4 protein-coding genes are annotated in these 12,498 nt (G+C 28.7%); 3 read left to right on the top strand and 1 reads right to left on the bottom strand.

Annotation, left to right across the window (positions count from 1 at the left end):
* Positions 1-42: 42 nt before the first annotated feature.
* A complete protein-coding gene (gene tsf / locus H9M94_RS00890) occupies positions 43-924 on the top strand; it encodes a translation elongation factor Ts (RefSeq protein ID WP_187469722.1) in 882 nt (293 codons plus the stop codon).
* A 279-nt stretch (positions 925-1,203) separates the two neighbouring features.
* A complete protein-coding gene (locus H9M94_RS00885; RefSeq protein ID WP_187469721.1) occupies positions 1,204-4,551 on the top strand; it encodes a hypothetical protein in 3,348 nt (1,115 codons plus the stop codon).
* Positions 4,552-4,589: 38 nt separating this feature from the next.
* On the opposite strand, the gene H9M94_RS00880 is transcribed toward H9M94_RS00885, so the two are convergent.
* Complete coding sequence (locus H9M94_RS00880; protein ID WP_187469720.1) at positions 4,590-6,887, bottom strand: hypothetical protein; 2,298 nt, start codon at positions 6,885-6,887, stop codon at positions 4,590-4,592.
* 132 nt (positions 6,888-7,019) lie between these two features.
* On the opposite strand from H9M94_RS00880, the gene H9M94_RS00875 reads away from it, so the two are divergent.
* Positions 7,020-12,488: a PDxFFG protein gene (locus H9M94_RS00875; RefSeq protein ID WP_222931579.1), complete on the top strand. Its 5,469-nt coding sequence runs from the start codon at positions 7,020-7,022 to the stop codon at positions 12,486-12,488.
* Positions 12,489-12,498: the final 10 nt, after the last annotated feature.

Here is a 12,498-nt window from a genome sequence, read left to right as displayed (position 1 = left end):
TTAACGTTAAAAATTAAAATCAAATCTACATTAGGAGAAAATATGGCAGATAACAAAATGGAATTAATCAAAGAACTACGTGCTAGAACAAACTCAGCATTAGTTGATTGTAAAAAAGCTTTAGAAGCTACAGAATATGAAATTGAAGCAGCTATTCAATGATTAAGAGAAAACGGAATCGTTAAGGCAGCTAAGAAGGCTGGTCGTGTTGCCGCTGAAGGTGCAGTTGCAGCTATGGGTGATGACAAGCACGCTGTGTTAATCGAAGTTAACTCTGAAACAGATTTCGTTGCTAAGAACGAGAAGTTTATCTCACTTTTAGACGAAATTGCGAAAGCTGTATTTAATGCTAACGTTAAGACAACAGAAGAAGCTTTAACAGTTAAGTTAAGCGACGGTCAAACAGTTGAACAAGCTTTAGTAGAAGCAACAGCAGTTATCGGAGAAAAGATCTCACTTCGTCGTATCGCACGTATTGACGCAGCAGATAACCAAGTATTAGGTGTATATGTTCATGCTAACCAACGTGTTGCATCAGTAGTAGTTGTTAACGGAAACAACACAGATGCAGCAAGAAACGTTGCAATGCATGTTTCAGCTATGAACCCTGAGTTCGTATTAGTTGAACAAATTCCTGCAGACAGATTAGAATCAATTAAAGAAGGTTTTGAAAAACCTGCTAACTTTGAAGCTAAACCTGAAAAAATCCAACAAGCTATTACAGAAGGATGATTAAACAAACAATTATCAGAATTTGTTTTAGAAAAACAACCATTTGTAATGGAAGATTCTTTATCAGTAGCAAAATATTTACAAAACCACGGATGTGTTTTAGTAGATGCTATTAGATTTGAAGTTGGAGAAGGAATTGAAAAAGTTCAATCTAACTTTGCTGAAGAAGTAGCTGGAATGGTTACAAAATAATAAAATCATTTCATTTAATTTAATATTAATAAAATAATTAAATTATAGTTACAAAAACACACTTCACCAATACTTTGTTGGTAAAGTGTGTTTTTTACAGATCTTTTGCCAAATGTGGAATGATTAAAGACTTTCTTATAATTTGGTAAAATTTATATATTAAAATATGCAATAAATTAGAGGTTAATTTATTTACAAAGAAAAGGAAATCATAATGAAAAAAATATTAAAAACCTATTAACAGCTAGTTCTGTTTTAGCATTATCACCAGTTTTATTAGTGGCCTCATGTGGTAACACAGAGAAAGATAACGATGCTAAAGTTAAAGAATTTGCTAATAATAAAACAACATTACTTAGCAAATTGGAATCTAAATTAGATGCTTTAAAAACTGAACCAGAATTCTATAGATCACAAAATAAATTATTAAGTGATAAAGAAGATGAAATTAATGCAAAAATTGAAAATAAATCATTAAAAATTGAAGATATTCTTGCTTTTAACGCATTTAAAGATCAATTCGAAAAAACAATTGATGCAAAACTTCAAGAATTATTATCAGCAGCTAAAAAAGACTTAAGAAATGCACAAAAAGAACTTAATGACTTAAAAGAAAACGGTGTTGTAAAACCTGGTACAGAAACTCCAGGAACAGGTACAAGCACAGGAACAATAGATAACCAAGGTGGTCAACCTACAACTAATCCATTTGATAAAAATGAACTTGAGAAAAATGATCTTAAATTAAAAGAAAATGAAATTGAATCATTAAAAGATAGAATCGAATTCATTGAACAAAAATTAATCAAACGTTCATCATCTACAAAATATGCAATTAACAAGTTATCTAAATTCTTACAAAAATTCCTTGAAGCTGCAAAAACATCTCAACCAGAGTTATATCAATCAAACCAAACAATTATTGATAATACAATTGACAAGATCGAAAAATCAATCGAAGAAGTTAAAACAGTTGAAGAAACATATGAAAACAGAAACTTCTTACGTCAAAGACTTCGTTTCTTAATTGACAATATCGGAATTATTTTAGCTGAATACTTACACGAATTAAGAAATGCAGATATTAACTATCCAGCTGAAAAATTCATGGATGAATTAGCACAATGAAGAATTAAAGATCTTGAATTAATCGTTTCTAACTGAGATGCAAATGGAGCTCCTGAAAAACAAGAAAATCTTCAAGCTGTAAAAGACACTATTAAACTTTACCAAACAGTACTTTCAACAAATACAGAGAACCAAACATTATATAACCAAGTAAAAACATTCTACAGTATAGAATTAAACGTTTGATATAGAGCAATTCAAAACCCATTCACTTTTGGTGATTTTGATTATAACAAACTTGCAATCCCTCAAACAATGAAAGTATCAGAATATCCGCTTAGTGCAAAAATTAATGATCAAAACGTTTTTGACCAATTAAGTGTAGCAGCACAAAAAGTTATTGCTAAATTCCAAACTTTATATACAACAAAAGCTAAAGATTACTTAAATTCAGTTGCATACGGTAAGTTATACGCTAAATATATTTATTTATTAGTTAAACTTACTAAATTCCAATTTACAACATCAAATGTAACAGTAAATGATTTCCTTTACTCATTCCAGGAAATTGAAAAAGAATTAGCTGAATTTGATAAAGACACTACAAATGAATTAACTGGCTACCAAAATGAAATTGCTTCAATGCTTAATTTCTCAGGTAGAACAGGTACAGTGTATGATAAATTCAGAACAACAATTGATGCAAAATATAGAGAGTTAAACGTTGAATTTGAAGGTGATGAATCTGCATCAGCTGAATTTAGAGAATATAAAAAAGCAAGAACATATGTATTTGGACAATTAAGTGAAATTAACAGAATGCCAGAAGATACTGTTGTAAGAGCAGTAGATAAATTAATCGCTCTTAAACGTATTGATTCAATTATCACAACATTAGATAATTTATTTACATACTACAAATTACTTTCAATCGACTTAAATGATGAAACAACAAGAACTACATATGGAATTAGCAACATTAGTACAAGATTCACAAGACAAATTGAACAAGAAGAAGCATTAATCAATGAATACAACACTGTTATTAGAGCAGGGTTAAATCAAGATATGGCGGCTTTAAAAACTCTTGATACTAATGCTAAAAGTGATTTAGCAACATCAAAATCATATGCAACAGAAACAGTTGTTCCTAAACTTACAGAATTAGTTAATAAATATACAACTGAATTAACTAGTGAAGAAGGAAAATATCACTATGAAACTTCAGAGTTTAGAGATACTCTTGATGGACAAATTAACACAATTTTAAGAGCACTTTTAGGTACATTTACAACATTAAATGCTGATGAAAACGCAACAAAAGAACAATATGACCAAGCTTATGCAAAATTAAAAACAGATATAACATCACTTCAAAAATTCTATGGTAAAGCACCAGTTGAAGGTGAAGAACCATATGATGGAACAACATTATGAGATGGGTTTAAAAATGCATTTGCTAATGCAGAAACTGATGGTAGACAGGATCTACTTGCAAGAAAAGATACTGTTAAAGCTCTTGTTGAAGAATTTGCTAACTTATTCCCTACATTAATGCATGAAGAAAACTTCACAGATGCAGCAGTTGCAAAACAATGATTTACTGATACATATGCAAAATACCAAGAAATTTACAACAAAATTAGTCAAGCAAATGATGAAAATGGTGTTTGATATGGTTTAAGTTCAATTGATTATGATTACTTTAGAGATTTACCAATGGACTTATTAAATGATCGTGCATTTAGAAAATTCCTTAAAAAAGGAGCAAATGAAGAGCACACACTTGAAGATTTAAACTTCTACTTATCACTTATTAATACATTTGTAAAATCTAAATTATCAGCGCTTGGTGATGAAGATACTTACCAAAACAATTTAAATGCACTTATTGATAAAAATATTTCAGATTCTAACGACCACATCAATGGATTTAGAAGAAGAATTAGAAAATTAGAAAAAGAATACGCTATTGTACCTGGTCAAGAAATCTTTGCTGCTATTAGACAATTTGAAATTTCTAAAGGTAAAGAATTAAATGAGTTAATGGATGCTGCTTTAATTAGTGACTCGATGGAAGATAAATATGTATTTGGTCTTACATCTGAATTTATTAAACAATTAAGATCAAGCAATAGAGTTTACCGTGCTGTAACAGATAACTTACAAAACAACATTGAAGCAACAAATGCTGATGGTGAAGATGATGTTGTAAGACAAAAAGAGTTATACACACAATTCTTAGGATTAGAAAAATCATTCAATGATGCAAACTTAGCTTACTTAAATGCTAAAAAATCAAATAATTCAGATAACCTTGAAACATTAAAATCAACATTTGAATCTGCAAGAGATGCTTACTACAATTTCTTAAATTCAAGAGATGGTTATGTTATTGTTTCAAATGGTTTCATGAAATTCTCACCATCAATTTTCAATAATGATTCAGAAAATGGTGATGTATTTACATCATTTGATTTAGCGAAATTATATGCTGAACAAAAAGCAACATTAGATATTGTTGAATACATTAAAAATACTTTAATGGCTAATAAATAATAATTAAAAGACACTTTCCAAAAAAGTGTCTTTTTTATCTATACCGTAGTGTTATAAGTTTCGAAACTTCTTGAACTCTCATTAGAAATGTCTAACATTTTTTCGAGTAAACTTTTGGTGATTTGATTGTAAAAATCATATTCACTTTTACGTTTTTTAAGAATTAATAACTCACTTTCTATAGCAGAAATTTCTTTCTCATTTTGTTTAATTGTTTCTAACGCATCATCATATTCATATGAATTATGTTCTAACTTAGAAAGTGACTCAGTTAATTTAATATTTTCATTTTTTAACTCATGAAGATTTTTATGATTTGAATTAATGATGTGATCGATATTTTTATTAGCGGCTTTTAAAAGTTTTATTGCAAAATTTTGTTCAGAAAGATTAGCATCTTTAAATACTTTTACATATGTGTTGTAGTCGTTAACGATATTTTCATTTTCAATATATCATCTAGAAATATTTACTTTATGTTTGTTTATTTGATTTAATATTTTATTTTCTGCATCCGAAAATGAACTTAAAGACATTGAACTTTTATCAATTATATTTATTAATTTTGGTCAATTGTCAATGTTTGATTTTCGTTTATAAGAATTTACTAATAATCCAATGGTGTAGTTTAATTGATCGAATTTTACAATTAATGAATTAATTTCTTTTTCATTTTCAGGGATATAAATATCATACATTCTGTTTTCAACATCGTTTAATTCTCTACTGTAAGAATCTATAATATTATCATTTGTCTGTTTTTGTTCTTTTAGTTTATTAAGTTGTGATTTTAGATTATCTAATGAATTTTGATTCACTGATATTTGTGGCTTATTTTTAGGGTTTTTGAGTTTAAAATCATTATTAATTTTGGTTGTTTCTTTGATGTTTGTTTCTCAAATATTAATTTGATCATCTAGAACTTCATTATCTAATTTAGCTTTATTAATGTGATTTAATAATTCTTCTTTTTTCTGAAGATTTAGTGTGATGTTTCTTTTTTCATTTAAAAAGCGTTTTGATAATTTATCAAAATTTATATCAAAAATACTATTCATTGCAATGATTGTGTCTTCAATTTCAGTTAAGAATTTTATGGTTTCATTTTTATATGAGTTATTTAAATCTTTAACATTATTTTTATTAGTAAAACTTGATGCTAAATTACTTAAATATTTATCTCCAAGGCTTAAAAGTTCATTATTTATTACTTGATCGCTAGATTTAAGTTCTGCAACAATTTTGCTTCATATATTTTTGAATGTTGTAAATTTAGCAATTAAATATTTAGAAAGTATATCTGCTATTTCTTTATTTTCTTGCATCTTATTCAATAATTCATCATTAAATCTAAAATCATTTTCAATGTGATGAATAAAAGAATTTATATTGATTCAAAGATTAATCCTGTTTAAAAACATTCTTTGTTTTCAATATTTAATTTGAATTTCATTTTTTAATGCCTTTAATTTATCTGTTTCAACTGCTTGGATAGTTTCGATTTTAGTTAGTAAATCATTAATTGAATCACCCATATCGTTCATATCGTTTTCAAGTTTATTTATAACTTGATCGATGTTGTTAATTGTGATATTTATAAGATCGTTTTCATGCTTTTTAGTTTCATTCAACCTATTAATGTCGTTGATTTTTTCTTTGATTTCGAAAATTAAATTATTAGGTTTTTTATCTATAAGTAAATCATTAAAATCTTTTTTTAATTTTCACTGTAAATCGGTTAAGTGGTCCATTAAATATTCTTTGTTAATGTTGTAGAAAAAATTCAAAACAGTTCTCAATTCTCTACTGATATCTTTGAGATTAGTAGTATCTAGTGATCTTAATGTATCAAATGCTTTTATTGATTGATATTTTTTAAAAAGTTTTTTAAAACCATATTGATCAAATAAATTTGTAATTGTATAAGGTCTTAAATTTGTCACATCATTTTTAATTGAATAATATGATTTAACTTCATGAGTCAAAATTTGATTATCTAAAAGAAAATCATCTGAAATATTTTTGATATTTTCATTACTTAATTTTAATTCATTGATTAAATTTGAAACCATTGATTGAGAGTTTTTATCTTGCTTAAAATAAGGTGTTTTCATTGATAATATTTTTGTGTAGTTGTGATCATTTAATATCTTTGGTGTGTTATTTTTGTTTTTATTAATATCTCCATCTAATGTAACTGTTTTTACATCGATATTTTCGAATTTTTCGTCATTATTTTTGCTGTTTTTAAATGCTATGGTGCTACCTAGGATTAAACTTGTAACTGCAATACCTGTAACAGCACCAAAAAGTGTTAATTTCATTTTTTTCTTCATATTACCTCAACTAATAAATATCTTTTTTATCTAGTGAACTAAAAAAATACTCTTATGAAATCTCTCGTTTTTTGGTAAAATTGTTATATTAATATTATTAATATAAACCATTACAGAAAAGGATGTGCAAAAATGAAAAGACTAAAAGAATGATCATTGCCAAAAAAAGTACTTTTAGCATTAGGAATATTAGCGGTAGGTTCAACTATCTCAGTTGGATCCCTTGTTGCATACGCTGATAGTTCTGACGAAAAACTAGGACCATTATCACCTGCTAATAAGGCTTTATTTTCTAACGATTACTCAAAGATTTATGAAAGTAAAGATAACAAGATATTAAAACCCGAATTAGCAATTTTAAACCGTGATAAAAAACAAGTTGCTTCAGTTAATGATGAAGGTACAGAGTTTAAATTTAATGATTCAGATAAAAAATATTCATTCGATGAATTCTTTAACAAATATGTTGAAGAAAATAATGATGAATTCATTTTAGAAGTTAAATATGGTTCATTTAGTTTCTTTGATGAATATGTTTTAGCTGTACGTCCAAAACAATTTATTGAATTTACTAAATGGTTTATTCAAAATGTTGCATGAGGACCTGATCTTTTAACATTAGACAGTTTTAGAATTGTTAAAGGAGTTGAACAAAATGGTAATGCCATTACACTTGGTTCACACTCTACGGCTCATAAGGAAACTAGTGAAATTAAATTCTTCCCAGATGCCTTCTTTGGTTCATTGCCAATATTCTCAAATAACGCAGGTAGAGGTAACGCAGAAGATGCATTAACATTTAGTGCCTTTGGTAAGGATGCAACATATCAAGAATTATTAAATTATTTAGACAGTTTACCAACTGCTTCAGTACTCAAAAATGAAGCTGTATTCCCTTCTAACGATGCATTTGGTTCAATCCAAATCCCAAGAAAATTATTAAATAAAAAATTCAAAGTATATAAACAAGTTATTGGTACAAGTGAAAAAGTTTTTGTTTTACCTGACAACATTGAACAAAGTCAGTTAAAAGAGTTTGGAAATAAATATGGAATCGATTTAAGTTCATTAGATCTTAAACTTTTCAAAGAGTTGACAGTTACAAATGTTGTAAGTAATAGAGCAACACGTGAAAATCAAGATTCTACAATCACAGTTACACTTGCAAATAGAACCGATGAAACTTCTATAGTTTTACTTCACTTCAACTTAAGTGAATTAGAAGACTTTGCTAATGCTGATTTTGATTCGACTAAATTCCTTTCATATCAAGTGTTATGCGATGCTTCAAAACAAACATTTAGAAGTTTCTTAGACTTACATGACTTAGATGGTTACTTAGATGAAAGAATCTTTGTTTATGCAGGTAATTTCTATGCATCATTTGTTGAAGCAATTGACAAAAATGCTGAATTACAAGGTTTATCATATGAAGAACAAAAAGAATTAGTGCAACAATACAAAGTTGTTTCATTTGAAGTTACAAATAAGAAAGAAATCAACACACATATTCTTGAAGTTGGACTTGAAAACATAGAAACACAAGAAAAAATCTATGAATACTTCAAAGCTTCAAAATATAATGATTTTAATCCAAAACATTTTGATGAATTTAAAGATGCAATTGGTTACCAAGGCGCAATTACTCCATTAGTGTTAACAAACACTCCTGAGGATCCAACTGCAAAAGATAAAAATGGTAATCCAGCAGAAGGTCTAGCAAAAAGACATTATCAAGTTTATAACGAAGCTTATGATGGTTTAATTAAGAAAGTTCTTAAAAAATACCCACACTTAAATAGAGGTAATTTAAGAAATGGACCACACTTTGTTAAATATGTTGATGAAAATGGAATTACAAGATACAAAGTTGAAGATGGAAGTTACTATGGATTTAGTGCTACAGATAGAATTGGACTTCCTTTAGTTCTAGGCGCATTAGTACCAGGATTCAATGGTATTCCAACAGACTTCTTAAGATACGTTGCAACTCACGAATATGGACACCACCTTACACTTGATCAAGGTCAAGCATGAGAAGATAAATACAACCCAATTTTAGTTGGGGGACTTTCAACACGTGCTGGTGCTTCTGATTCATCTTACTACTCATACTCAGCGTTAAAAAATTACCTTGATGCAAGAACTAACCTCGAAATTGAAAGAGTTAATGCGTTAGGTCATATTGATCCTGAAGATGGAAAATTCATTAGATTTAAATTTGGAAAAATTGGATCAGATGGTTTAGTTTCATCATATGAAAGAGAAAATATTAAAGATATTTGAGGTTCAGAAAACCCTCGTGCAAGTATCTATGAAGTACTTAAAAATAACAAACGTCGTTTCTTACAAGACTACAACGGAATGGTAGAAGCAGCAAAAGCTAGAAATGTTGCTTTAGGTGATTTATTCATTGCTAACTCATTCGACTCTGATTCAGGTACATTAAACCCACAAATTATTGGTGTTTCAAAAGTATTCAAAAAAGAAATCGACCCAGCAACAAATCAAGTTACATACAAATTTAATGAAGTTAATGCACGTAATGTGCTTGGTCAGTTAAAAGACGGGCAAGGTAACCCAATTACAAATTCAGTTACTTTCACAGATGACAACACATTTAGAATTAATGTAGTTGAAACTGCACTTATTGATAATCCGAATGCAAAACCAAACCCAGATGGAACAAGACCAAAAGTAGAAGTTTATACAAAAGTTAACTTACTTACAAAAGATGGAAAACCAGTTATTAATGTTCCTTTAAACGTACCATTAGATGAAGAAAGTAAAACATACATTAATAACAAAATCGCTGTTATAACACGTGCTTTCGAAGGAGTTATTGATAGAAACTTATTTGACTCTGGTTGAAATAATGCCACAACTTCATTAGGTGGAAGTGTTAATGCTAAATTCAGATCATTACTTGACGAGAACATTGATGAATCAATTATTTATAGAGATATCTACAAGAGAAGTGGAATTAATGAAATTAACCCACATGCAAACAATATTGATGAGCAAGCAGAAAACGACCCACGTGAAGCATTTGCTTACTTTGCTTTATCAAGTAATTCATTACGTGCTTATCATGATCTTGTTGATGATGTTCTTAGCACATTTCAATCACTTAATAGAGGATTCGGACCACATGGTTTTGGAAAACAATATGCAAATGTAAATAAAACACTTGTTTTAAGAACTGCAAATCCAAATGATAATGATGTTCTAAAACTAAAAAGATTTGCATTCCCTAATATTCAAACTTCACCATTTTTAAGAAATATGTATGTTGACTTTAACATTAAAGCAATCGGTGAAGCCTACAACATTCCAGTTACAAATGCTAAAGTTCAAGGTAGTTTATCTAATTCATTTGCATATGTATATGGTGTTTTGGGCGCTGAAAATAGAAATATATTCCAATCACAACCTTTTGCATATATTAGTTCATTAAATGAAATCATTCCATATGACTACGCTGCACTTGCAACAGTTGCTAACCGTGGTATTAAAGAATGAAATGCAAATGTTAAAGGTATTGCAATTAACCCATTCTTCTTTGAATTCTTAACCCCTTCAAAAGACGAATTAGCATCATCATCTGAATCTGCTAAAGCAAAACAATTAAACTCTAACTTATTAAAAATTGTTAACTCATCATTATTAACACAAGTATTCTTACCTCAAAACCCAACAAATAAACCAACTGTCTTAGCTAAAGATTTTGATTCATTCTTTGATTTTGTTTCAATTGACTATTCAAAAGCAATTTATGATGAAACTTCTAAAACATATAACTGAGATATTGAATATGTAAAATCAAAATTTGACTTCATTAAAGCAAGACAATTATTCCTTGCTTCAAATGATTTAACAAACGAAGAAAAACAAGCAATTACATTTGATGATCAAAAATTAGCAAATATTTTAATGAGACAATTTAGAAAATCAGGTTTATTCAGTGCTGTTAAAGATTTCTCTCCTGCAACTGATTTAGTAGCGAATAGAGCAATCTTCTCAAGTGAATACGGTATTAGTGTATCTTCACCAGAATTTACAAAATACTATAATGATGCACCAACAGACCAACTTGAAGGTCTACAATTTAATGCAGAAAAATTACAAAATTACTTCGCTGCTCGTGTTGCTGCATACAACCAAGGGCACGATGAAGCTGCAAAATACATGACTGTAAATGATATGTTATTTGCAATTGGTGAAATTCAATATGCCGCAGATCGTGGTAAAGATTTTGATGCAAGAACAAATAGAGGTGTAATCAACATGGTTTACTCAATTTGAAATTCAGGAGAACCATCATCTGATGCACAAACATATAATGCAACAAGAATTGAACCATTATTAAATGATAAATTTACCGATTATATCTACAGTATTGCTGAAACATTAACTCGTGACTATGTTCAAGTTACATATGTTCCGGATTCAAAAGATTTTGGAAATGTTCCAAACTTCATTTCAGGACTTACTGAAGCTAACACTGGACTTGACTTTGTTGTTGATGGTACAGAATTAGAATTCTTAAATCACAAAGTCGGAAATCACGAAAACATTTCAAAATCAATCGATGGAGCAGTAGAATCAAAATTAAAACAAGAGTTCTACGCTAAAGCGCTTAAAATACGTGATAAATATCAATTACAAATTGACACAGTTAAAGATAAACGTGACGCTTTAATTGAGCAACTTAAAAAAGAAAACATTACTGATGCTGAAAAAGCAACATTAGAAGAAGAATTAAATAAACAAAAAGATTTATTAACTCAATTCATAACAAATGTTGATAAAGAAATTACAGCACTTAAAAAAGAATATGCATTTGACTGAAGTGATGATATTACATACTTTAGATCAGGAGCACAAAGAAGAAGATCAAACTACTTTGGTAACTTCTTATCAAATAACAATGGTTTCTTCAAAGATAGATGAGAAAAAGAAACAATCGGAATGCTTCTTTACGATGATGAAAGAAACCCAATTATTGATAACAACATTCGTCTTTTAGATTTTGATGGAAACAAAATTAATTCAAGACCAAAAGCATTCTTTGTTTCACAAATGCTTAACTATGGTGTTGGTTCAAGAACTATCTCAGGTATCTTTAGAAATAAAAACCTTGACGCACTTGCATTATATGGTTACATGCCTAATGAACTTGCTGAAAAAGTTAAATACATTAAATTCACTGATGTAGTTACAAAAGAAGAAAAATACTTACCAATCAATGTGCAAGATACAAACAACTTATTCTATTTAGAAAAGCAAGGTGATGTAACAAGTAAAGTTACATTGAAAGACTTAGGTTACTCATCATGAATTTCTGACTATGGTTTAATGAGTAAATATCGTGATACATTATTAGAACCAAAACATGAATACTATGTCGAATTTGTTGATGCAAACAAAAATACAGTTGATGGATTTACAATTGGTGACTTAAAATTTGTTGCCGAAAATGGTAAAAATAAAGAATCAGCACCAGTCTACATCGAAAATGAAGATGCGACAGAAACAAATAATGGAAATAGTCCAAAACCAAAAATTAAAATTAATTTCCAATTCAATATTTCACACTAATTAAGGAGAG

Source organism: Mycoplasma sp. Pen4 (assembly GCF_014352955.1).
Taxonomy (GTDB): domain Bacteria; phylum Bacillota_I; class Bacilli_A; order Mycoplasmatales; family Metamycoplasmataceae; genus Mycoplasmopsis.
Note: the sequence above shows the minus strand (reverse complement) of the source record. Positions and strands in the feature narration are given on the sequence as shown.